Source organism: Leucobacter luti (assembly GCF_019464495.1).
Lineage (GTDB): Bacteria > Actinomycetota > Actinomycetes > Actinomycetales > Microbacteriaceae > Leucobacter > Leucobacter luti_A.
Genome location: NZ_CP080492.1, coordinates 2,734,079 through 2,757,309 on the forward strand (window position 1 = coordinate 2,734,079; position 23,231 = coordinate 2,757,309).

The window sequence follows — 23,231 nt, forward strand, 5'->3', positions numbered from 1 at the left end:
ATCAAAGAAAATGCGATCGTCACGTAAATGCGATGAAATATTCGTGTTCCGGACGATTCATGTGCCCGGGTCAGTGCTTACTCTGCCGCCTGGGCCCCGGGACGAGTGATCTTCGGGCGGAACGGCCACATTGCCTCGCGTCCCCCCGTGAGTCCCGCGGGACGGAAGATCAAGATGATGACCATGATCGCACCCAAAGTAATGAGTCTGCTGCCAGAGGGGAGCGAGATCATGAAGTCACCGAGTTGCACGCCTTTTTCGAGCAGGCTGAGTGCGTGGCTGAGCGCTGAAATCGCGAGCGTGCCCACCACGGCACCCCACAGTGAGCGCATGCCGCCCACGACGAGCATTGCGATCGTCGTGAAGGTGAAATCGAGCGAAAACTGCGATGCCTGTGCGACCCCGTTGAGCTGCACCCAGACGGCGCCGCCGATCGCTGCGAGTGCCCCGGATACGGTGAACGCGATCACGCGATGCAGCGTGACGCGGACACCTGAGGCCGGTGCAGCCTGGATATTGTCGCGCGAGGCCCGCAGCATTCGCGCGCTGCGGCTCTGGCCATAGAGCCAGGCGAGTGCGATCACCAGGAGCGCGATGAGGAGCACGGTCTGCAGATCGAAGCTCCGCGGCAGACCGGTCATAGACTGGCCTGCCTTGGGGCCCACCTGTTTCCAGTACGTGAGAATTTGCACCACGAGCATCAGGAGGGCGAACGTCGCGATCCCGGCCTCCAAACCGTTCAGCCGCATCAACGCAAGGCCGCTGAGGAGCGCTACGAGGCCGCCAGCCACTGCGGCGATAGCGAGAGCCACGAGCGGAGTCGCCTGTGCGTCGCTGAGGAACGGGAACAGATCGGGCATGATCGAGCTCTTAATGGTGGCCGGGATCGTGAGGAGCGACAGCGTCCACGCTCCCACCGCGACGAACGCGATGTGTCCGAACGAGAGGACCCCGCTGTTCCCGATGAAGGTCCACATGGCGACCACGATGATGAGGTTTGCGAGCGCGTACCCGAGGTCGATGGCCGCGGTTTGCGAGATCGAGCTCGCAAGGAATGAGAACAGCCAGACCACCACGAGCGGTACCACGAGAGTCCAGAGCTTCGCGAGTGGTTCCGGGATCGCGATCCCCGGGAAGCGCCGTGGCACGGAGTTCGGCGAGGTCATGTGCGCTCCTTCGAGAGCCGTGAGGCGAAGATGCCATTGGGGGCGATTACGAGGACGACCGCGACAAGGAGGTAGACGAACGCGATGCGGAAGTCGTTGATCCAGTCGGGCAAGAACGTGGTGAACAAGGAGAGTGCGAACCCCACGAGGAAGCCGCCGGCAACGCTGCCGCCGAGCCTGCCGAGGCCGCCGATCGTCGAGCCGATCAGTGCGAACAGTGTGACCTGCACGCCAAACGTTGGCCCCACTGAACCGCTCTGAGCTGTGAGTACGAACGCGATCGCTGCGGCGAGTACCCCGCTGATCGCGAAGGTAAGGGCGATGACGCTGCCTGCCCGGATGCCGAGCACGCGCGCGGCCCGGAAGTCTTCTGAGGCTGCCTGCACCTGGAGTCCCATGCTGGTGCGGGTCAGGAAGAGTCGCACCGCGAGGAGCAAGATCAGGCCGAGCGCAATGGAGACCACCGAGATCAGGTTGACGCGGAGTTCTCCGATCCGGATCGACGCGGTGAGACCCGGGGCGACCGCGGCCGAGAGGACGTTGGTCCCGAAGATCCCGTCGTACACTCGCTGCAGCAGGATGCTGACACCGAAGCTCGCGATGAGCAGCGTTGCCGGTGGCTGCGACCGGATCCAGCGGAACACCGCCGCGTCCATGAAGAGCGCGAGCGCAACTGCGACTCCGATCGCCGCGATGATCGCGAGCGGCCACGAGATCGGCCAGAGGATGATGAGGGCGTAGCCCGCGGCCGTGATGAGCTCGCCATTTGCGAAGTTGGCGAGACGCATGACGCCGAAGACGAGGCCGATGCCGAGCGCAGCGAGGGCGTAGACGGCGCCGGTAGAGGTCGCGTCGATGAGTGCCTGAAGGATATTCACGAGCCGAGATACGCTTTCATGAGGAGGGTGGAGTCCTGTGCGTCGTCCGGGCCGAGGGTCATCGTGATGCGACCCTCGCTGAGCACGTGCGTGCGATCCGCCGCGGCGACGGTCTGCTGTGCACGCTGTTCCACGAGCAGAACGGCCGTGCCACGCGCGCGAATGCGTTCGATCGAGGCGAACACGGTATCGACCGCGGTGGGTGAGAGCCCGAGTGACGGTTCGTCGAGGGCGAGGAGCTTGGGTGCTGCAAGCAGCGCGCGACCGATCGCGAGTTGCTGTTGCTGGCCTCCCGAGAGCAGACCGGCCTGGCGGTCGCCAAACTCTTCCAGGATGGGAAACAGCGACAGCACCCATTTCAGGTCATCTGCGAGGCCCGTGGAGCTGGGACGGGCGGTCGAGCCGAGGCGCAGATTCTCCCGCACGGTCAGCCGTCCAAAGACGTTGTGCCCCTCTGGGACGAGCGCAATGCCCCGTCTGGCGATTCGCTCGGTCGGCTGCCCGACGAGACGTTGGCCGTCAAACTCGAGGGTGGTCGCACTCGCGCGTACTGCGCCAACGAGAGCGTGCATCGTGGATGATTTACCGGCGCCGTTGGGCCCAATGATGCCGACGAGCTCACCTGCGTCGACGTGGAAGGTGATCCCGTTCACCGCAGCGATCCCGCGGTACGACACTGCGAGGTGTTCGACGGTGAGGAGGCGCTGGGCCGAGGGTGCCGGCGGGACCGTGGGAGTTGAGGGGGCCGACGCTGCCTGCGCGGTCATGCGAGAGGTCCTTCCGAGATCTGTTGGGCGGCGCTGCCCAGGTAGCTACTCGCCAGACGCTCGTCATGGCGGACTTGGTCCGGGCTCCCGTCGAGCACATTTTTGCCTGCACCGAGTACGTAGATGTAGTCGCAGCTCGAGAAGATCAGCGGCATGTTGTGATCGATCAGGAGCACGCCGACGTTGCGGGCAGCAACGTCGCGCATGCTCTCACGCAACTGCGCTGCCTCGCCGTCGTTGAGACCCGCCGCCGGCTCATCGAGCAGCACGTAACTGGGCCGGGTGGCGAGCGCACGGGCGACGCCGAGACGGCGCTCGACCCCGTGCGGGAGTCGATCGGCGTCATGGAGCATCCAATCCCCGAGCTGCAGCTCCTCAATCAGGCCCTGCGCAATGGCTCGGGCCTGCTTGGGGGCTGCACCGCAGGCGATTGCGGTGACCTCAACGTTTTCGAGCACTGTGCACCGGCTAAAGAGGTGGCCGTGCTGGAAGGTGCGGGCGACGCCGCGGCGTGCGCGTCGTTCCGGGCGCACGCCGGTGAGATCACTGTCGTCCGCGATCACACGACCGCTGTCGGGCGAGTCATAGCCGGTGAGGATATTCACGAGCGTTGACTTGCCTGCGCCATTTGCGCCGATGAGACCGGTGACCCGGCCGCGCGGGATCTCGATTGAGACATCCTGCAGGGCTTGAACGCCGCTGTACGCGCGGGAGAGGGAATCCCCCTGCAGGCTGCCAGCGCCTGCAGGGGGAGTGTCGGAGTGCTGCATCATGGGGTGCAGATCCGCTTAGCGGAGCACCTTTTCGGGTGCACGAGTTTCGAGATGTGCCAGCTTGCCGTCTTGCACCTGCAGCACGCGCTGCGGACGCTCAACGTTGACGTGCAGGTCCTCAGAGAAGGTGGTCGGGCCAACGAGCAGCGGCACGTCAGTGAAACCGAGGAAGGCTTCGGCGAGCTTGTCGCCGTCCCACGAGCCGGCCTCATCAAACGCGAGGGTCACGGCTTCGATGGCGGAGTCCCCGGTGGTCATGCTGCCGTTCTCGGGGCGAGCTCCGTACACCTCCTCGTATTTTGCGGAGGCATCGTTGACTTTGTCGTCACTGTCGTCGCCCCAGACTGAGGGGTAGGTCACGATGTAGTAGTCCGCGAGATTAGGGATCGCGTCGAGCCAGAACGTGCCGTCCATGCCAAAGCCGGAGACAATCGGGGTATCGATGCCGCCATCTCGCAATTCCTTCGCGGCCTTGCCTCCGCCTTCGCCATAGCTGCAGTTGAACACCACATCGGGGGCGTCACCGCTCGTGATCTTTGAGACGGTCTCCTTGATGCTGTCGCCCTGAATGAAGCTGTAGCTCGCGATCTCGGTGCCCCCGAGCTCTGTGAAGCGCTTCGCCGCGGTCTCGCACTGGTTCTGCGTGTACTTGATGGAGTCGTCCTTGACGAACACGGCGCTCTTCCACCCCTGTTCGTACGCGAACTCGGCCATCACGCTGGCCTCGCCAGGAACGGCGTTGCCGAGTGAGAAGCCGATGTCGAGCCCGCCCTCCGGCCCGTAGATTGTGTCGCCGACACACGGGGCAATGTTGAGGATATTGTTCTCTTCGGCTACCTGTGAGGCTGGTACCGCAGTGTCGTAGTCGCAGGTGACCATGAGCACTTTTGCCCCGTCATCGATGAGGCTCTGCGCTGCCGGGGCGTACTTCTCGAAGTCGGATCCGGTATCGATGACTGACAGCTCGACGGGGGTGCCGTCGATGCCGCCCGCGTCATTGAGTTCGTCCACCGCGATCTTCATCTGGTTGAGTGCGGGGATGTCAAAGGGGGACATGAACCCGGTCTCGGCCATGACCGCACCGATCAGGATCGTCTCGTCGCTCCCGCCGGCCTCGTTCGAGCCGGAATTGGAGCCTGCCCCTGGGGCGGATGAAACGCATCCGCTGAGGGCGAGTGCGCTTGCGGCGACTGCCGCAAGTGAGATGAGAGCGGTCTTCCGCATGGTCTCGGGCCTTCCTGTGGCGACGAGTCGGCTCGACTGTGAGTTGCGCCTCGTCTGGGTGTGGTCGGACATGCCAGTGTCGACCGGTGGACGAGTTACCGTGCTCGCTGGGCTGAGCCCAAAAGCCTCGATACGTCTGGTGTCGGCAGTGACAGGACAATTTCTATCCCAGAAACGTAACGTTCGTCAAGAGAATGTTTGAAAGTGCGTGAGGGTGCCCGAGCGCGCGCGACCGCGCATCTGAAGGCGCGATGCACACGCGCGAGACGCGTCGTGGTGTGGAATGCTGCCGCGAGATCGGCAGTGCTGCAACGTGGAGGTGGCGGCTACGCGCCGAGGGTCTCCTCAACAAACGCGAAGGCGTGGCGATCCAGGCGCTTCACGATGTCTTCGATCAGCGCGGTGGCGGGGTCCCCTGCCCAATCGCTGCGGAGCAGTTCGCGGGGGAGGCCCGGATCCCGCATCGGAAGAATGCGCCAATCGTCCAGTGCGCGGAGATAGTGCACGAAGCCGTCGCGTGGGGAGAGCTCTTCATCGCTCATGCGTTGGAGTGCGGTGAAGCCTGCCTGGTGCCGTGCGATAAAAGCGCGGTAGCCGGCGTCGATGCCCGCAAGGTCCCAGCTCTCGCGTGCCATGCCAGAGAGATCCTGGCCGCCGGCGTGCCGCCCAACGAAGAGGTTCGTGTTGTCCGTGAGTTCGAGATGGTCAATGAGGGCGAGCGCATCGGTGGCCATGCGGGCAGGGGCGATCCAGACCCCCTGGCCCACGTTGCCGAATCCAAGCGAGGCGAGGCGAGAGCGGAGGAGGTGGCGCTTGGCGCGCTGATCCTCGGGGATTGAGAACGTGGCGATGCACCAGCCGTCGGCAAGGTTGGCGGGCTGGCGGGAGTGCCAGATGTACTCGTCGCCCGCGGCAAGTGTGTGCTGGGCGAGGTCCGTCAGGCGATAGCCGCTGCGACCGTCGCGCTTTTCTGGGGTGAGCCAGTCGCGCTTCTTGAGGCGGGAAACGCCAGTGCGGGTGCTCGACTCGTCGATGCCGAGCTCTTCGAGGAGGGTCACGATGCCCTTGATGGGCATCCAGGCATCGGTGCGGCGGGCGAACGCTCCGAGCAGGGTAACGAGCAGCGTGCGGGAAGTGTTCGGTGTCATTCGTGTGGTGCCCGTCTGCTCAGTGCCGGTGAGTGGTTCTTGACATATCTGTTGCGATCATCACAGAATCGTGACAGTTTTGGGTGGAGCCCAACGGAGTGTGCTCAAAAGAAGGAGAGTCCATGACTATCAGCCCCGCGTTCTCCCACGTCGGTATTACGGTACCGAATCTTCCGCAGGCCGTCGATTGGTACCGAGAGGTGTTCGGGTACTACCTGCTTGCGGGGCCGCTCGAGGTCCGCGAAGATGACAGTCCACTTGGCCGTGCCGCAACCGGCATCTACGGCGTCGGCTTCACGCGATTCCAGTTTGCTCACATGGCGTCCCCGGATGGCAGTGGGTTCGAGGTGTTCCAATTTGATGCCCCGGAGTATGAGCGCCCGGAGCGCAATTTTGAGTTTTGGCGTAGTGGGGTGAATCACTTCGCGGTGACCGCGAAGGATGTGACCGCGCTCGCCGCACAGGTCGTCGCGGCTGGTGGACGCCAGCGCTCTGACGTCGTGGTGATTGATCCGGATCGAGGGTTCGAGATCGTCTACTGTGAGGATCCCTGGGGCAATGTGTTCGAAGCGTGCTCGCACCCGTACACATATATGTGGAGTGCGTAAACGCGCACCCGTGTGAGGGGAGCACGCTGGCGGAGCGCGTCGGGCTCACGTGAAGAGCGCTTGCGGCTCGGGAGTGGAGCTGACGCCGCACGCGCCCTGTGCATCACCGAACAGCGGGGGCGGGGCCTGGGGAGTATCCCAGGCCCCGCCCCCGCTGGTTCCTGGCGGCTATGCGTCCCGCAGTATGGTGGTGACCCTGGCGGTCGACACGCGCTGTCCGGCCTCATCGTCGATCTCGACGGCGTAGACCGCCACTGTCTTGCCGAGTCGGATTGCGCTGCACGTCGCGGTGACGCGTCCTGCTGCAGTGCGCCCCGTGTGCGTCGCGCTGATGTCAAGGCCGACAGCGGTGCGGCCGTCTCCGGCGTGCTCACACGCTGCCAGTGATGCGAGTGTCTCCGCGAGCGTGCAGTATGCGCCGCCATGCATCGATCCGGTGATCTGACGGTTGCCGGCAACGGGCATTGTGGCGACCGCGTGATCGGCGCTCACGCGCACGAATTCGATTCCGAGGCGCTCGTCAAGCTCGCCGAGGATGGTCTGTACTTGACCGGTGTTGGGGCTCATGATTCACTCCTCGCGCTCACTCGGCCGCGTCGCCGATATAGGCGACGCCCTGTATTTCGATCAGCGCTTCCGGCTGCCACAGCTGGGTGACGCCGACGCCGGCCATTGCCGGATACTCGGTGCCGGCCATCTCGCGCCAGATCTTGCCGATCTCGCGGCCGTTGCGCTGGTAGTCATCGACATCGGTGAGGTAGATCGTGACGTCGATGAGGTCGGTGGGCTTGCCGCCGGCGTGCGCAAGGGTGGCGAGTACATTGCCGAACGCCTGGACGAACTGCTCCACGATGCCACCCGGCACAATCTGATAGTCCGCGTTGAGGGCGGTCTGTCCGCCGAGATAGACGAATGGGCCCGCCTTGACGCCGTGCGCAAAGCCCTTGGGTTTGCACAGCTGCGGGGGATTGATGATTTCTGCTGACATCGTTGTCTCTTTCCGAGCCTGCGGCTCATTGCAGGGGCCTTCGCGATCATATATTCATCTCGCACTTGTGACGTTCGTGAATATTCTGTCATACTTGGCGAACGTTCGGCGAAAGAGTTTTCGAACCATTGGGGCACGTCGCCCCAACCGACCTACGGGAGCAACGATGCACTTGGGGACAATCCGCACAGGTGACGGGGATACCCGCGCTGCAGTGCGTGAGGACAGCGACTGGATCCTCTTGGACGCCGCCGACGTCGGTGCGCTCATCACCGATCCGCAGTGGCGGGATCGAGCAAAAACCGCCCTCGCGAATCCAGCTACGGCGCGAGTCCCCGAACGGGACGCGGTGCTCGCAGCGCCGATCCAGCGCCCCGCAAAAATCGTGTGCTGTGGCCTGAACTACCACGACCACATCGTGGAGACGGGGCGGGATATCCCGGAGTATCCCACGCTCTTCGCCAAGTTTGCAGACACCCTGACTGACCCAGCAGCCGACATCGTGATTGACGGCTCGGCTCAGGTCGATTGGGAAGCTGAGCTTGTCGTGGTGATGGGAGCGCCGCTGCGGCGCGGCACGCGTGAAGAAGCCGAAACCGCCATCCTGGGGTACACCGTTGCGAACGACATCTCATGCCGTGATTGGCAGGCTCGCACGCTGCAGTGGTTCCAGGGCAAGGCTTGGGATGGTACGACACCGATCGGCCCGGTCGTCGTCACTGCAGACACGATCTCACCGAGCACCGGGCTCGATATCACCTGCGAGATCGACGGCGAAGTGGTGCAGCGCAGCACGACTCGCGAACTCGTGTTCGACGCTGCGACGCTCGCGGCCTATGTGTCCCAGTTCACGGAACTGAGTCCGGGAGACCTGATCCTCACGGGAACGCCCGGTGGCGTCGGGCTCGGGTCGAACCCGCCGCGGTGGCTCGCCGATGGTCAAGTGCTCACGACCACGATCGAGGGAATCGGCACGCTTCAGAACACCATGCGGATTACCGCGCCAGACGATCAGGGGAGTCCAGCATGACCGCCGCAGCTCCACCGACGAACCACATAGACTCACAGCGTTTCCTTGCAGCGATTGAGCTCACGGAGTGCGAAGCGGAAGTCTTTGATTGCGCGTTCGAAGTGATCCCGCAGTATGTGCCGTGGCCTAAAGCGTACGGCGGGGACGCGGTGGCGCAAGCGGCAGCTGCCGCCATTGCGACAGTAGGCAATGATCGCGAGCTCCACGCGCTGCACAGTTCGTTCCTCCGGCCCGTCACGATCGGGGAGCCCGTGCGCTACGAGGTGGAACTCCTGCGTGATGGTCGCGGCTATTCCACCCGACACGTGCGCGGCTATCAGGCGGGCAAAGCTGTGTTCCTGACCACCGCCTCGTTTCAGGTGCCGGAAGTGGGGCCAGTATCCGCCCCCACGATGCCAGCGGTGACGCAGCCAGAAGAACTGCCGAGTGCAGCGAGCTATCTCGCGGGGCGCGGCGGGGCTGACAGCGCCGCAGGTGACTACTGGTCCAGCGGCCGCAGCTTCGATATGCGACACATTCCTGGGCCGCTCTATCTGGAGGTGGACGGCGCCTCTGCACAGCACGAAGGAGTGTGGATCCGTGCGTTCGAAGCGCTCCCCGACGACCCGCGCACGCAGCAACTCGCGTTTGCGTACGTCTGTGACTACACGATCCTTGAGCCGTCGTTGCGTGCCCTCGGCTTGCACTGGTCTACCCCTGGGCTGGTGACCGCGAGCCTCGATCACAGCATGTGGTTCCACGCTCCAGCGCGCGCTGACGAGTGGGTGCTCTATGCGCAGGAGCGGGCTGGGGTGCAGAGCGGGCGTGGCCTGAACGTCGGTCGCTTCTTCAGCAGAGACGGCACCCTCATCGCGACGGTCGCGCAGGAAGGCATGATCCGCACCCCCTGAGCCGAGGTCTCGCTTGCACGGTTCCCCCGCAGCTCGCAGCACCCCTGAGCGTTCTGAAACCTCTATCCACCCCGATCCATACTTGGCTGTCACGCCGTGGGAGCCCAGCACACCGTACACGCAGAAAGGATCCGCACATGGGCAAACGAATTGCCATTATCGGAGGAGGCCCAGCGGGGCTGTACTTCGCAGTGCTGGCGAAGAAGCTCGATCCGAGCCACGACATCACCATCTGGGAGCGCAACGCCCGTGACGACACGTTCGGCTTTGGCGTCGTCTTTAGCGACGAGACGCTCAGCGGCATCGAAAATGCCGACCCCGAAGTGTACGCAGCGATGCAGTCCTGTTTCGCTCAATGGAACGAAATCGACGTCCACTTCAAAGGTGAGCGGATCACGATTGGCGGCCAGGGCTTTGCCGCCACGAGCCGCAAGGAGCTCTTGCTCCTGCTGCAGGAGCGCGCCCTCGCGCTCGGCGTCACGATTCATTTCCGAACCGAAGCTCCCGATGTCGATGAGCTCTCCCGCGACTACGACCTCGTGGTCGCGTGCGATGGCATCAATTCTCGCGTGCGGCCGCACTATGCCGATTCGTTCAAGCCGACGCTTGATCCGCGCCAATCGAAGTTCATCTGGCTCGGACTCGATCGCGCGATCGAAGCCTTTACCTTCCATGTGAAGCACACTCCGTGGGGAATCATGCAGGTCCACGCGTACCCCTACTCAGCTACCGAGAGCACATTCCTCGTTGAAATGCACGAAGATGTGTGGCGCAGCGCCGGGTTCGACGCAAGCGAGAGCACGAGCTTCCCACCGGGCGTCAGCGACGACGAATCGGTCGCGAAGCTCGGGGCCATCTTCGCGGAGGAACTGGACGGAGCGACGCTGCTCACGAACAATTCGAAGTGGATCACCTTCAATACCGTGCGCAACGAACAGTGGCGCCACGAAAACGTCGTGCTCCTGGGCGACGCTGCGCACACGGCTCACTTCTCGATTGGATCCGGGACCAAGCTGGCGCTGGAGGATGCGCTCGCGCTGGCAGCAAATGTGCATGAGTTCCCAGAGGACCTGCCCGCCGCGCTCGAAGCATATGAAGAGGAACGCCGCCCGGTGGTGCTCTCCCTGCAGCGGGCAGCGCAGGCCTCGCTTGAGTGGTTTGAGAATATTGGGCAGTACGCGGATCAGGATCCACTGCAATTCGCGTTCAACCTACTCACCCGTTCGCGGCGCATCACCTTCGAAAACCTCGGCCTCCGAGATGCGGAGTTCGCGGACATCATGCAGCGCGACTTTGCACAGCGGGTATCAGGAGCGGATATCCCAGCGATGTTCCAGCCTGCACAGATTGGCAAGCTGGAGCTCAAAAACCGGATCATTGTCTCAGCGATGAACCAGTACTCGGCCGAGGACGGCTTGGTGGGGGATTTCCACCTCGTGCACATTGGCAGCCGGGCGACGGGCGGGGCTGGGCTCATCATGTCCGAGATGATCGCGCCCTCCGCCGATGGCCGGATCTCCCCGGGATGTCCTGGGCTGTACACGGACGAGCAGCGCAATGCTTGGGCGCGCATTGTCGACTACGTCCACGCCAACTCCACCGCGAAGATCGGCGCCCAAATCGGCCACTCAGGGCGAAAAGGGTCAACGAAGAAGATGTGGGAGGGAATTGACGATCCCGTGGAAGCTGGTGGCTGGGAAGTCATTGCACCATCCGCAATCCCCTATGGGCCGGGATGCAATGTCCCGCGCGAGGCCACTTCTGCTGATCTGGATCGCGTCCGAAGCGAATACACGGCGGCCGCACGACGCGCGGATGAGGCCGGATTCGACCTCATCGAGCTCCATGCCGCACACGGCTACCTGCTCTCTTCGTTCCTTTCGCCGATTGCGAACCAGCGCACGGACTCCTACGGCGGTTCGCTGGAGAATCGGCTGCGCTACCCACTCGAGGTCTTTGACGCGGTGCGGGCAGTGTGGCCGGAGGAGAAGCCGTTGCTCGTGCGTATCTCGGCGCACGACTGGGTGCCGGGCGGCAACACAGACGAAGAAGCCGTGGCGATCGCCGCGGCGTTCATCGAACACGGCGCAGACGGAATCGATGTGTCTTCCGGTCAGGTCTCCAAAACCGAGAAGCCGCAGTTTGGTCGGAGCTACCAGACACCGTTCGCGGATAAGATTCGGAACCGTGTCGCCGAGAAGGCTGGTGTTCCTGTGATCGCGGTCGGCGCGATCTCCTCGTATGACGACGTGAACTCGCTGCTGCTCGCGGGGCGCTGCGATTTCGTCGCGATCGGCCGCAGCCATCTCTACGATCCCCACTGGACCCTGCACGCCGCGGCTGATCAGGAGTATCGCGGCGAGGCCGCCGACTGGATTGATCCGTATCGCGCTGGCCGTCGCAAGCCGCCCGTCGCACGAACGGACGCGGTCCGGCCGCGCCTCGAGCTCCTCACCGGAGCCACACCAGCCGATGGGGTGCACACCCGCTGGATTGGAGGGCAGACCATCCCAGTCTCGTAACACCAGAGGACGCTCATCCCGCTAGGATCACCTGGCGGGGCCGACGGGGGAGTGCGGCGCCGCACTCCCCCGTCGGGACCCAGGTCGAACATCTCAAAGAGGAGAACCGCATCATGACCACCACCGAAATCGCTGCCGCGCTCGCGAGCGGCAGCCTCCGCATTCTGGATCTCACGAACACGCTGTCATCGGATACACCGACGCTGCGTTTGCCAGCACCGTTCGCGAATCTCATTGACTTCAGCATGGAAGAAGTGAGCCGGTACAACGAACCAGGCCCCTTCTGGATGCATCAGAATATCCACACCGGTGAACACATCGGCACCCACATCGACGCCCCAGTGCACTGGATCAGCGGTCGTGATGGCGTCGACGTTGCGAGCATTGTGCCGGAACGACTGATCGGCCCAGCGGTGGTGCTCGACTTCACGGCGCAGGTCGCCGCGAATCCCGATTATCTGGTCACCATTGAAGATATCCAGGCGTGGGAGGCGGAGCACGGTGTGCTGCCCGACAACGCATGGGTGTTGTTCCGCACGGGGTGGGATCGATTCTCAGACGATCAGGAGGCGTTCCTCAACGCCGATGACACTGGTTCTCACACGCCCGGCATGACCGCCGAGGCCGCGAAGTGGCTCGCTGAGGAGACCAATATCTCTGGCGTCGGTGTCGAGACCGTGGGCATCGACGCCGGCCGCGGTGCCGAGCTTGATCCTCCGTTCCCCGCGCATTACCACCTGCTCGGAAACGACAAGTACGGGATCACCTCGTTGCAGAATCTGGCGCAGCTGCCCCCGACCGGCGCGGTCATCGTCGTCGCTCCGCTTCCCATCATCGGAGCAGGCGGAAGCCCGTCGCGCGTCTTCGCGCTGATCGACGGATAGGGGCACACCATGTCACGCACAGTGCTCACCCCAGACGGTATCCATCCAGCTCCCGGGTTCAGCCACGTCACGATCGCACCACCGGGAACCACGGTCTACATCGCTGGACAGATGGCGATCGCGCCAGACTTCAGCGTGGTGGGCGGGGATGACCTCGGACAGCAGACCGCCGCAGCTATGCGCAACGTGAAGCTCGCGATGGACGCGGCGGGACTGACGTGGGACGACGTCGTTCGCCGCACGATCTACACGACCGCGCCGACGGAGTTCGGGGTAATCACCGCCGCGATCGAAGAAGTACAGGGGAGCGATCGACACCCCTCGCAGACGATTGTCGGGATCTCGGGCCTCGCCATTGCGGGCGCGCTGATCGAGATCGAAGTCACCGGCGTGGTCCCCGCATAGCGGTGCGTCGTCGCGCAGGTGCTCGAAGCACCCTGCACGGTATTGGCGCGCACCCGTGGCCGAGAGAGGCGTGGAACTCTCCTCGGCCGCGGGTGCGTTTTTTTGGGGTGTCACCCGTGTGCGGGGCGGCGACCTGCGGCCGGGGAGACAGCGCAACGCGCACCTGTGGCGAGCGGCACGCCCTCCGACTCCGCGGTTGCACACGTCAGGCCTCGCTCCTGCCGCGGAGCCGAGGCCTGACGTGTTTGCGTGTGCTGGGATCGACCGCTCTACCGCGTGCGACGCGTGATGATGCGCTGAGCGACAATGTGGCCCGATCCAGCGCCAAGGCCGGGGCCGGGGTGCGTCGCCGCGCCGATATGCCATACGCCAGCAATGGGTGTGCGATGCTCGGCCGAACCGGGGAAGGGCCGCCAGCGCAGGTTCTGATCCAATTCCGCCGACCCACCGTAGGGATCTCCGGCAATCGCGTTTGGGTTTGCCGCAAGCAAGTCGGTCGGCGCGATGACGTCGGTGCCCAGGATCGTCGACTTCGTGCCAGGCGCAAACTCCTCAAGCCGATCGAGCACACGATCAACGTAGCGTTGCCGCAGCTCAGCGTCGTCCCACCCGCCACTCGTGTCGATCTGTTCGCGCGCATCCCCGATCGGCGCAAACGGCACTTCCTGCAGTTGCAACCACAGTGTGGCCTTCCCCTCGGGAGCCCGGCTCGAATCGACCACGCTCTGCTGTCCGACCACGACGGTCGGGGACGAGGGCAGCAACCCGGCTTCGGCCTGCGCACACGCAATCCCGGTGCTGCCAGAGCCATCGCTGAGGTGCACGAGCGGCACTTCCCGCAGCGCTTCGTCTTCCCACTGCAGCGGCTTGTCAAGCGCGAAGTGCAGTTGCATCGCCGCCCGTCCTGGCCGGTAGCTTGTTGCGGACTTCCGCTGCGTCGCCACCTCCGGCGCCCGAGCCAGCAGGGTCCCATAGAGCGCGCCAGGTGAGACGCTGGCGAGCACTGTGTCCGCCGTGATAAGCCCTGCCGAGGTCTGCACCCCGGTGACCTTGCCACCGGCAGTCACGATCTCCTCCGCCTCGACTCCGGTGCGAATCTCGACCCCGGAATCGCGCAGCAGACTCTCGAACGCTGTGAGGAATCCCTGGACACCTCCCGTGACGATCGGGAGGCCGAACTGGTGCATCGCCGCAGCAAACACGGGGATCATCATGCCCCCGGTCGCGTGATCCGGCCCTAGCCCCGAGTGCAGACCCCACGGCGTCCACAACGCGTCCACTTCCCAACCGGTGAACTTGCGGCGGAGATAGCTCCGTGCGCTCGTCAGAGCATCGCGAGCCAGCTCCTCAACGCCCGCAACTTTCAGCCCGCGCACGGCTTTCCACCCGAGCTTGCCCAGCACCGGGGCGGAGCCGAGCTCGGCGCCGAGCGCCCCGAAAATCGTGGGTGCGCGCGTGCCGAATTCTTCGAGCATGCCCAGATACGCATCGCGATCAGCCGCTGATGCAAAGCCTTCGGCGGTGCGCGCAGGATCCCGGTACGCGATCGAGGTGCGGCGTTCGCCCTGTACGTCCGCGGTGCTTGCAGTGACCGCGGTTTCGCTGTTGCTGTAAGCGAGACCCCGCGCTGCGAGTTCCCCGCCCAGCTCGCCGAAGGCTGCGCTCGACACGAACAAGGGGTGCCAGGAGGAATAGGTGTCGTGCAAGAACCCGGGGACTGTGCGTTCCGGATCGGCGGCGATGAAACCACCGATCCGATCCGCTCGTTCCAGAAGTACTGTGGGGACCCCAGCTCGCGCGAGCTCTGCGGCCGCGACCATCCCGTTGATACCGCTGCCAATGACGACTGTGGTCATGAACCCTCCGTGCTCCGTTGCGTGGTGGTGCCATGATAGCTGCCAGCGTGGAACACCAGCGGATCCGCTGCGGCGTGCGCGTATCGCTGAATCTGACCAATGTAGATGACGTGGTCGCCCGCTTCGTGTCGCGCCACTGTCTCGCACTCAAATGTCGCGAGTGTGCCTTCGAGCACCGGGATTCCCGCGATTCCTTCGCGCAACGGAACGCCGTCGAACTTGTCGGTGGATCCGGTCGCAAACTGCTTCGATAGATGCTGCTGGTCACTCGCAAGCACATTGATCGCAAAGTGGCTTGCGGTCTCGAACGCTGGCAGGCTGCGCAGATGCCGGCCGGGGCACCACAGCACGAGCGGCGGGTCCATCGAAAGCGAGGTGAACGAGTTTGCGGTCACCCCGATCCGCTCGCCGTCTGGCGCAATCGTGGTCACCACGGTGACCCCGGTGGCGAACTGGCTGAACGCGTTCCGCAAATCACGCGGGTCGAATGAGTCTGAATCAATCATGGTGCTCATAGTCATAGGCATGATGAATTCCGTGTTCTTTCCGGCTACGCGTTCGCTCGCGCGGCCACTTCGGCGAGGTAGCGCTCGCTACCTTCGGGGGTGAGGAAGTAATCGCCAAAATCGACGGGGTCGGTGAAGCCGTTCGCGAAGCGGTGCGCGACCTCTGGGTACTGCGCTCCGGCGGCAAGAAGCTGGAGCACGTGGGGCGGCGGAGGGCTCAGCAGAGCGTTCGTCCAGTCGGCCACAGGCTTGATCCGCGCCCAGAACCGCTCAAAAGTATTCTGCTGGAACGCGCGATCGTAGGGCAGATTCTCATGATCCAGGATCGCATCGAGATAGCTTTGCGCGCACTTTGATGCGTTGTTCGAACCCTGCCCGGTGATGGGATCGTTCAAGACGACCACGTCCGCCATACCGAGCACGGTGCGACCGGAGGGGAGCTGTAAGACCGGGTGGCGCACCGTTGGCGCGAAGCGGCCTTGCAGCACACCGAGGTCATCGGTGAGGGCGATATCGCTTGCGCGCTCAGCCTCCCAGGGGAGGTATGTGCGCAGAAAGTCCATTGATGCGTCGAGGTGCTGCTCGGGAGTGAGGCCCTGCCACCGATCCAGCGGGCCGCCCGGGACACCCTCAAACACGAAGATATGGCAGTCGCCAGTGATCGTGGCCGCAGGAAAAACGAAGAACTCGCCGACCCCAGGGATGAGATTGAAGCTCACCCGCGAGAAGTCAGGGGTGGGCTCAAAGCCCGTGACGTAGGTGAGGGCGAGCGCACGCTGTGGCTCAGCGTACGTGCTGCGCTCCGTGTCACGCTCAAAGGCCCGGGCGATCTCGCCCTTCCCCGCAGCGACGATCACGAGCTCAGAATCGAGAGCATAGCGTTCGAGGGCAGCGATATCGGCCTCCTCGTATACGATCTCCCCGCCGTTCTGCGTGAACAGCTCCATGAGCGCGGGGAATTTGATCCGCTGATCGATCGCGTAGGCGGGGGAGTCGAGCTGCCCCGCCCAGCTGAAAAGCTTCTCGCCCGGCTGCTCTGGGTGTGGAACCGTGAAGCCGATGCCCTCGACCGGGGGCGCATCCGGCCACAGGTCGACGCCGACGGCGCGCTCATACTCCAGTGCCTTCGAAAACATGCACTGGCTTGAAGCGACGCGACCAGCCCGGATCTCCTCGGGGGTACGGTCGGAGATGAGGCGCACGTGGAAGCCGTGCATGAGGAGGCCGAGGCCGAGCTGAATGCCGGACTGGCCGGCACCGACGATGGTGATGTGACGCTGAGACATGCTGTCCTTTCGAGAATCGCGGCGGATCTTCGGTGATCCATTGGGGGCTGAACGGGTGGAAGCGCTGCGGAGGGGCGTGCGCGCTGGAGAGCGCTACGGTGCGAGCAGCGGGATCGCCGGATCGCGCTGCTCAGGCCCCAGCGCCCCATATCCCCCGTCAACGGCATAGTCGGCGCCGGTGACGAAGCTCGAGGCGTCTGAGGCGAGGAACGACACGACGCGCCCGATTTCCTCGGGGCGGCCGAGACGACCGAGCATGTGAAAGTGCGCTGCGACGCGATCCGCGTGTTCCAGATTGCCTCCGGACACCTCTTCAATGACGTTTGACCACGTCCAGCCGGGGCTGACCGAGTTCACCCGAATACCGTCGGGAGCGTAGTCGAGCGCTTGGAGCTTGGTGAGGTGCACCACCGCGGCTTTGCTGACCGGGTAGACCCAGCGACCGGTTTGCGCGACAGCGGAGGAAATCGATGAGAAGTTGATGATCGCTCCGGTGCCACGTTGCGCCAAATGCGGTCTGGCGAGCTCCGACAGTCTGGCTCCGCTGACGAGATTGATGTTGAGCCCGGTGAGCCAATCGTCGCGCGAGGTCTCCGCTCCGTTGTCGAGATAGCTCGCGGCGAGGTTGACAAGCACATCGAGCCGTCCGTGGCGCTCGATGATCCCGGAGATGAGCGCCGCAAGCTGCCTGTCATCGGAGATGTCGCAGTGCTGCGCATCGATCTCCTCAGGGAGCTGAGCGAGGCCGGCCGCATCTATGTCGGCGACGATCACTGCGGCACCGTCCTGGTGGAGCACCTCGACGACGCCGCGGCCAATCTTCGTGGCGCCTCCGGTGACGAGGGCCACCTTGTCGGTGAGTGTGGGCATTGCGATCCTCCGGAGGTTCTTCGTTGAACTGCCGCACACTATTGGTGCGCGGCCAGGGCGGGTATGCTTTCCCTCAATCAAACGGGGTTGCGGGGCCGGGGGCTATCCACTGCGCGCGAGCCTTATCCGTTAAACGTCAAGCAACGCAGCGGACGGAGTCAACGATGGTGCACCGAGCATGGGCGGCGCTGCCACGCGCCGAGGCGCTGCTCGCGTCTCGCACTCCGACAACGGCCGTCTCCGTGGACGAGGCGCACGACACGATCTCGGCGGTCTTTTGCGACCATCATCTTGCACCGCTTGAACGCCGCGAGGTGAACATGAACCTGCGCTCGGTGCGTGATGCAGGGGTGGGCATTGAGTTGCTCGACTACGGCGAAGCGGTGCGGATCCATGTCGGAGGAGGGCTGGAGAATTTCCACCTCGTCCAGATCCCGCTGCGCGGCCGCGCAACTATGGAGGTGGGCAACGCACTCGTCCAGTCGTCGTCGCGGGTCGCGACAGTGCCTCCGCTCGATCGGGAGTTTACGATGCGCTGGGACACCGGCGTGCCCACTCTGATCCTCTACGCCGAACGGTCCCGGTTGCGCACGGTTGCAGAAGCGATGTACGGGGTCGATGGCGAGCGGCTGCAGCTGGGGTTGCATCTGCACTTGGATACCGTGGTGGGCGGCGACTTCCTGCGGGCATTGCTTGACCACCACAGTGTGCTCGAGCGTGGGAGCGCAGATGGCGCCTACGCACGGCGGCTCTCAGCCGAGCTGCTGCTGACGCGGCTGCTGAGCGCGGTGGACAACTCGGTGACTCGCTCGCTCGGCACCTGGGCGAGTGTGGAACGCGTCCGAGTGACGCCGGGGACGCGCTGGTGCGCCGGTTCGAGGATCGCATCGAGGGGGGTGCTGCGGAGGGGGCGAGTGTGCTCGAGATTGCAGCGCAGCTTGAGTGCCGTTGCGCACGCTGCAGTCGCACGTGCGCGCGGTGCGCGGAACCACGCCGACGGCGCTGCTGCGGGAGGCGCAGCTGCGGCACGCGCATACGCTCCTGGAGGCGGCGGATCCGCTGCGCGAAACCGTGACGGGAATCGCGCAGCGTGCCGGATTCACACACCTCGGCCGATTCTCGACCGAGTACCGGAGGCGTTTCGCGGAGTCACCGGGTGACACGCTGCGTCGCTAGCGGACGGGCAAGTAGACTCGCGAACACTATGGCCGCAACGTTGAACTCAGTGTCGAAGGCGCTCGACATTCTGCACCTCTTGCGTGCCCGCGGACCGCTCAAGCTCTCGGAGATCGCGGCCGAGATTGGAGTCGGTGGATCGTCAGCGCACCGTCTTGTCAGCACGCTGCGTGAGCAGCGTTTCGTGCGGCAAGAGGCGCATGGGAAACGCTATGAGCTCGGATCAGCGATGCTGTTCACCTCAGCGGTGTCAGCGTTGGAGCACTGTGTCGCGGTGAGTGAGCCGGTGATGCACGAACTGCAGCGGAGTTCACAGGAGACGGTGCACTTGACGGTGCTGCGCGGACCGATTTGTCTCTTCGCAGCGTCGGTTGAGTCCCAGCAGCCCGTCCGGGTCACGAGCCGGGTGGGGCAAGGACCGCTCGCCCACACCGCTGCCGGTGGCAAAGTGCTCCTTGCCGCACTCGATTCCGACCGGCTTGCGGAGCTGTATCTGCGGCGGCCGCTCGAAGCGGCGACCCCGGAATCGGTGACGGATCCGGAGCTGCTGTGCGCCGAGCTCACGGGCGTCGCGCGTCTCGGCTACGCCAGAAACCGCGGCGAATCGGAGCCTGACATGTATGCGCTGGCGGTGCCCGTACGCCGCCCCAACGGCGAAGTGATCAGTAGTCTGACGGTTGCCGCGCCGCTGTCTCGCATGGGGATCTCAGCCCACGGGGACACGCTCAGCCCGCGCGAGAAGGAGCTGCTGCGGCAACTGCAGGCCGCGGCAGGCCAGATCGAAACGCTGCTGGCGTACTAGCCGCAACGGGTGGACGCGGGTCTCCGCCAGAGTCACAACGCTCTGCCGTCGTGCGGCTCACGGCGGCGGCAGACACGCCGGTTGCGCAGACGGGGCGGCTCGCGCGCGCCGGGGCCTGCGAGTTCTCGTTGCAGGCGACTCGGCCGCTATGTCTCTTCGAGGCCTCCGGGGCTCGAAGCGGGAGTCGCAACGACCAGGATCGGCTCGGTTGTCGGCGCACCGGTCGCAGATCCGCCACGGTCCTCAACGGTGACCGCGAGCGCATCGCCCGGCTGGACATCTGATGCCAGCACGGCAGCATTCCGCTGGGCATCGACGGAGACGAGACCGAGAGATTTCGGTGTCCCGTCTCGGACGATCCAGAGCTCGAAATCGTGCGATCCCGCGAGCTCGGGAAGGCCCGCCGCCACGAGCACGGCTTCCCCTTTGGCGCGTGACCAGTGCAGCGTGGCTTGTCCTGCTCCGGCAATTGGGGCCGTAACGTACTGTGCATCCGGTGCGGCTGCGAGCTGCTCGAGTGCGACCGTGACCGGATCCGGCGGGGCCAGCAGGCCGCGCAGTGGGAAGGAGAACGAAAACACGAGCAAGATGGCCACGGATGCCGCGAGCACGAGCCACCCGAGGCGGCGCCGAGGTTTGGCCGAGAGCTCAGATTCGTCATCGTCAGCGTACTCGGCGAGCTCGGGGACTTCGGTGAGGTCTGCTTGACGCGGGTGCGGGTGCGGGATCGGATCCGGATCCTGTGCTGCCCGCTCAAACTGTGGCGCCAGCGCGATTGCGTCCAGGATTGAGGCGCGGGCGGTCACCGGCGGGGCGACCTCGCGCACGGAGGCGCCCAGGGCGGCCGCGGTGGCGCGGTCCTCCTCCACGATCCACTGCCACTCGGGATGTGCGGCGAGCGTTGCAGAGAACACCTGCTCTTCATCTGGCGACAGTGCGTGCACCGCGCGCAGGGCGGAGAGCTCACGGAACTCGTGCTCGTTCATCGTGTCTCCTCCAATGCTGTCCTGAGCCGGGACAGTCCGTCCCGAATGCGCGTCTTGATGGTACCGAGCGGCGCTCCGAGAAGCACCGAGATCTCCGTGTGGCTGTAGCCGCCGAAGTAGGCGAGCACGATCGCTTTCCGCTGGGGTTCTGGGAGTGAGGCGAGACCACGCACCGCCTGCTCGCCGTCGACACGCAGCGCCACTTCTTCGTCAATACCTGGCACGGGGACCGCGAGATCGCGTGCGCCGCCTGCCAGGTCGCGGCGGCGTGAAGACTGCGATGCTCGCACTCGATCTACTGCCCGCCGATGGGCAATCGTGAGGAGCCAGGTGCGCGCGCGACCGCGTTCGGCATCGAAGGTGTTCGCCGTTTGCCAGGCTTCGAGGAACACCTCCTGCAGCACTTCCTCGCTCTGGGCTCGATCGATGAGCACCCGCAGAATCAGCCCGAAGACCCGAGCGGAGAGCAGATCGTAGAGCTGGGCGAAGGCGCGCTGATCGCCGCGCGCTGCGCGCGTGAGTGCCACATCGGCCGGATCAGCGCCTCCGCCGTCCCCCGGAATTTCGACCCCATCGATGACCATCTCCTCCAGCATGACGCATACACCTCCGTTCACCCCTCGTATGACCCGCGCGAGTCTCATCCGAATGTGAATGAATAGACCTGGACCCCGGGTGTGACGGTGAGGTCGAGCGTGCCAGCGGCCGGGTCTGAGCTCTCCACGAGTCGCACTGAGCGCGGAGTACCCCCGACGTCAATCGTGCGTGTGCCGCCTCCGCTCACGGCAACTTCGATCGTGCCGGACCCGGCAACGACTGTGCGGACTTCCTGCCCGCGGTAGGTGAGCCGGATTGCGGCGTCAGCTTGGGCGTCGTCTCCCGGCGTGGCGAACTGCGTCTCGACCGTCCACGCGCCAGAGAGCGCAAACGTGTCTTTCGACTGGTCTTCCGGGAATGTGAATTTCCGGGATCCGGCACGGTAGTCGCCCGGGCCAGCGAAGTTCCGATCCTTTGACGAGCCAAGGAACGTCTCCGGTGTTGTGCTGCCGAGCTCAGGTGTCGCATCGGTAGTGCCGGTTTTGGCTGGCAGCTTCACGCCGGGGTGCGCATCTGCAAGGAGCTCTCGGATCAGCTTCTCCGTTGTGTCGTAGTTGCCCTCACCAAAGGAAATATGGCGCACCGTTCCGCTCGCGTCGATGAGGTAGTGCGCCGGCCAGTAGCGGTTGCGGTAATTGGTCCACGTGGAGAGATCGTTGTCGAGCGCGACCGGGTACTCGATCCCAAAATCTGCGATTCCAGATTCCACGTTGCTGCGCTCCTTTTCAAACGCGTACTCGGGAGAGTGAACACCAATCACTGCGAGCCCCGCATCACGGTATGCCTGATCCCACGCGACGACGTGTGGAATCGAGCGTTGGCAGTTGATGCATGAGTATGCCCAGAAATCAATGAGGACGACCTTGCCGCGGAGCTGTTGCAGATCGATCGCTGAGTTTTCAGGAGTGTTGAGCCACGCCTCGATGCCGCTCAGTTCGGGAGCAGTGCCGCAGGAGTTCAGCTCAGGAGCGTCATTCGCGCACTTGTCGAGGTCACGGTTCTCATCGGTGATGAGCCCGCCGAGGCTGAGCGCGCTCCGGCCAGCATCGCTTTCGGCGAGATCCTGCTGGAGGCCGGAGGTATAGTCCGGGAGGAGACGCTGGAGTGCCTGGGGCACGTTGAACGCGAGACCTATGGCGAGCGCGATGAGCGCGATGCCGCCGACGATCCTGATGGTCCGCTCTCGCTTCCGGAAGCCTCGAATGCGCTGGGCGACGCTGCGCCCGGCGAGCGCGAAGATGAGCAGGGGCACAGCGACGCCGAGGGCGAACGACACCGTGAGGAGTACCGTGTCGATACCGATCGCTCCGGTCGCGCCGGCGACGATGATCGCTGCGAGCACCGGACCAGCGCACGGTACAAAGACGGTGCCGAGAGCGAGACCCATACCAAAACCGTTGCCGCCATCACCGACCTTGCGCCGAGGAAGACGCTGGAAGGGCTTCTCGAGGAGCTGCTCGAACCCGGGGAACAGCATGCCGACACCGATGATCGCGAGCACGGCCACGCCTGCCCAACGGATTGTGCTCTGAGGGATTGAGAGCAGACCGAGCAGCAGGGAGCCGAGCAGCGTGACCACGGAAAAGCTGAGCACGAGGCCGGCGATGATCCAATACGGCCTGCTCCTACGCGCATGAATGACCTCGGGCGCTTTGCCAGGTGCAGTGGGTTGCGCTCCGGCGGTGAGAAAGATGACGGGCAGTACAGGCAGAATGCAGGGTGAGATGCCGGTGATGAGTCCGCCGAGCAGACCGATGAGCACGATATCCATGAGGAGCCCTCTCTGGGAGCTGGTGCTGAACCCCTCGGGTGTGCCGGGGCCAGTGGTGTTGCTGAGTAGTTCGGTGCCGGCGGCAGATCGGATTGGAG

Annotated in this window: 23 protein-coding genes and 1 pseudogene; 9 read left to right on the forward strand and 15 right to left on the reverse strand. The window is 64.5% G+C overall.

The annotated features are described in order from the left end of the window. Nucleotides 1-77 precede the first annotated feature (77 nt). The 6 genes from K1X41_RS12205 to K1X41_RS12230 all read right to left on the reverse strand — a co-directional run bounded on the left by K1X41_RS12205 (nt 78) and on the right by K1X41_RS12230 (nt 5,956). Complete coding sequence (locus tag K1X41_RS12205; protein ID WP_133615571.1) at nt 78-1,166, reverse strand: branched-chain amino acid ABC transporter permease; 1,089 nt, start codon at nt 1,164-1,166, stop codon at nt 78-80. Further along, nucleotides 1,163-2,044, reverse strand: a complete 882-nt coding sequence (locus tag K1X41_RS12210) for a branched-chain amino acid ABC transporter permease (RefSeq protein ID WP_132201820.1) — start codon at nt 2,042-2,044, stop codon at nt 1,163-1,165. The genes K1X41_RS12205 and K1X41_RS12210 overlap by 4 nt, the downstream gene beginning before the upstream one ends. Further along, complete coding sequence (locus K1X41_RS12215; protein WP_220174737.1) at nt 2,041-2,811, reverse strand: ABC transporter ATP-binding protein; 771 nt, start codon at nt 2,809-2,811, stop codon at nt 2,041-2,043. The genes K1X41_RS12210 and K1X41_RS12215 overlap by 4 nt, the downstream gene beginning before the upstream one ends. Further along, nucleotides 2,808-3,584: an ABC transporter ATP-binding protein gene (locus K1X41_RS12220; protein ID WP_132201824.1), complete on the reverse strand. Its 777-nt coding sequence runs from the start codon at nt 3,582-3,584 to the stop codon at nt 2,808-2,810. Before K1X41_RS12220 ends, K1X41_RS12215 begins: the two co-directional genes overlap by 4 nt. Before the next feature lie 15 nt (nt 3,585-3,599). Further along, a complete protein-coding gene (locus K1X41_RS12225) occupies nt 3,600-4,808 on the reverse strand; it encodes an ABC transporter substrate-binding protein (RefSeq protein ID WP_220174738.1) in 1,209 nt (402 codons plus the stop codon). A gap of 326 nt (nt 4,809-5,134) precedes the next feature. After that, a complete protein-coding gene (locus K1X41_RS12230) occupies nt 5,135-5,956 on the reverse strand; it encodes a PaaX family transcriptional regulator (protein WP_132201827.1) in 822 nt (273 codons plus the stop codon). Between the two features lie 122 nt (nt 5,957-6,078). On the opposite strand from K1X41_RS12230, the gene K1X41_RS12235 reads away from it, so the two are divergent. Further along, complete coding sequence (locus K1X41_RS12235) at nt 6,079-6,564, forward strand: VOC family protein (RefSeq protein WP_133615574.1); 486 nt, start codon at nt 6,079-6,081, stop codon at nt 6,562-6,564. 168 nt (nt 6,565-6,732) lie between these two features. Here the strand turns inward: K1X41_RS12235 and K1X41_RS12240 are convergent, their stop codons facing one another. Both K1X41_RS12240 and K1X41_RS12245 read right to left on the reverse strand, forming a co-directional pair. Next, entirely contained in the window at nt 6,733-7,131 is a 399-nt protein-coding gene (locus tag K1X41_RS12240) for a PaaI family thioesterase (RefSeq protein WP_133615575.1), read from the reverse strand. Between the two features lie 16 nt (nt 7,132-7,147). Further along, nucleotides 7,148-7,552: a RidA family protein gene (locus K1X41_RS12245; RefSeq protein ID WP_133615576.1), complete on the reverse strand. Its 405-nt coding sequence runs from the start codon at nt 7,550-7,552 to the stop codon at nt 7,148-7,150. A gap of 166 nt (nt 7,553-7,718) precedes the next feature. Between K1X41_RS12245 and K1X41_RS12250 the strand changes: the two genes are divergently transcribed. From K1X41_RS12250 to K1X41_RS12270, 5 genes are all read left to right on the forward strand, one after another. Further along, entirely contained in the window at nt 7,719-8,582 is an 864-nt protein-coding gene (locus tag K1X41_RS12250) for a fumarylacetoacetate hydrolase family protein (protein WP_220174739.1), read from the forward strand. Continuing rightward, on the forward strand, nt 8,579-9,472 hold the full coding sequence (locus tag K1X41_RS12255; RefSeq protein WP_220174740.1) for an acyl-CoA thioesterase: 894 nt from the start codon (nt 8,579-8,581) through the stop codon (nt 9,470-9,472). Before K1X41_RS12250 ends, K1X41_RS12255 begins: the two co-directional genes overlap by 4 nt. 137 nt (nt 9,473-9,609) lie before the next feature. Then, nucleotides 9,610-11,994 (forward strand): bifunctional salicylyl-CoA 5-hydroxylase/oxidoreductase, encoded by a 2,385-nt coding sequence (locus tag K1X41_RS12260; protein WP_132201839.1) that lies wholly within the window; start codon nt 9,610-9,612, stop codon nt 11,992-11,994. Nucleotides 11,995-12,107: 113 nt separating this feature from the next. Continuing rightward, the gene (locus K1X41_RS12265; protein WP_132201841.1) at nt 12,108-12,878 is read left to right on the forward strand and encodes a cyclase family protein; all 771 of its coding nucleotides are present in this window, start codon (nt 12,108-12,110) and stop codon (nt 12,876-12,878) included. Nucleotides 12,879-12,887: 9 nt separating this feature from the next. After that, complete coding sequence (locus K1X41_RS12270; protein ID WP_132201843.1) at nt 12,888-13,283, forward strand: RidA family protein; 396 nt, start codon at nt 12,888-12,890, stop codon at nt 13,281-13,283. A gap of 269 nt (nt 13,284-13,552) precedes the next feature. Here K1X41_RS12270 and K1X41_RS12275 read toward each other — a convergent pair whose 3' ends face one another. The 4 genes from K1X41_RS12275 to K1X41_RS12290 all read right to left on the reverse strand — a co-directional run bounded on the left by K1X41_RS12275 (nt 13,553) and on the right by K1X41_RS12290 (nt 17,801). After that, nucleotides 13,553-15,139: a phytoene desaturase family protein gene (locus tag K1X41_RS12275; RefSeq protein ID WP_220174741.1), complete on the reverse strand. Its 1,587-nt coding sequence runs from the start codon at nt 15,137-15,139 to the stop codon at nt 13,553-13,555. Further along, complete coding sequence (locus tag K1X41_RS12280) at nt 15,136-15,645, reverse strand: flavin reductase family protein (protein ID WP_207907362.1); 510 nt, start codon at nt 15,643-15,645, stop codon at nt 15,136-15,138. The genes K1X41_RS12275 and K1X41_RS12280 overlap by 4 nt, the downstream gene beginning before the upstream one ends. Nucleotides 15,646-15,689: 44 nt before the next feature. Further along, on the reverse strand, nt 15,690-16,931 hold the full coding sequence (locus K1X41_RS12285) for a styrene monooxygenase/indole monooxygenase family protein (RefSeq protein WP_165875549.1): 1,242 nt from the start codon (nt 16,929-16,931) through the stop codon (nt 15,690-15,692). Nucleotides 16,932-17,024: 93 nt separating this feature from the next. Further along, nucleotides 17,025-17,801: an SDR family oxidoreductase gene (locus K1X41_RS12290; protein WP_220174742.1), complete on the reverse strand. Its 777-nt coding sequence runs from the start codon at nt 17,799-17,801 to the stop codon at nt 17,025-17,027. Between the two features lie 164 nt (nt 17,802-17,965). Between K1X41_RS12290 and K1X41_RS16185 the strand changes: the two are divergent. From K1X41_RS16185 to K1X41_RS12300, 3 genes and pseudogenes are all read left to right on the forward strand, one after another. Then, nucleotides 17,966-18,511, forward strand: a pseudogene (locus tag K1X41_RS16185) (cupin domain-containing protein); the annotation flags it as partial. Between the two features lie 268 nt (nt 18,512-18,779). Next, the gene (locus tag K1X41_RS16190; protein WP_396426479.1) at nt 18,780-18,977 is read left to right on the forward strand and encodes a helix-turn-helix domain-containing protein; all 198 of its coding nucleotides are present in this window, start codon (nt 18,780-18,782) and stop codon (nt 18,975-18,977) included. 28 nt (nt 18,978-19,005) lie between these two features. Then, entirely contained in the window at nt 19,006-19,779 is a 774-nt protein-coding gene (locus tag K1X41_RS12300; protein WP_132201851.1) for an IclR family transcriptional regulator, read from the forward strand. A gap of 146 nt (nt 19,780-19,925) precedes the next feature. Here the strand turns inward: K1X41_RS12300 and K1X41_RS12305 are convergent, their stop codons facing one another. The 3 genes from K1X41_RS12305 to K1X41_RS12315 are packed head-to-tail and all read right to left on the reverse strand — an operon-like array spanning nt 19,926 to nt 23,133. Beyond that, on the reverse strand, nt 19,926-20,765 hold the full coding sequence (locus K1X41_RS12305) for an anti-sigma factor (RefSeq protein ID WP_220174744.1): 840 nt from the start codon (nt 20,763-20,765) through the stop codon (nt 19,926-19,928). Further along, nucleotides 20,762-21,361 (reverse strand): sigma-70 family RNA polymerase sigma factor, encoded by a 600-nt coding sequence (locus K1X41_RS12310; RefSeq protein ID WP_243642773.1) that lies wholly within the window; start codon nt 21,359-21,361, stop codon nt 20,762-20,764. Before K1X41_RS12310 ends, K1X41_RS12305 begins: the two co-directional genes overlap by 4 nt. A 44-nt stretch (nt 21,362-21,405) precedes the next feature. After that, nucleotides 21,406-23,133, reverse strand: a complete 1,728-nt coding sequence (locus tag K1X41_RS12315) for a cytochrome c biogenesis protein DipZ (protein WP_132201855.1) — start codon at nt 23,131-23,133, stop codon at nt 21,406-21,408. Nucleotides 23,134-23,231: the final 98 nt, after the last annotated feature.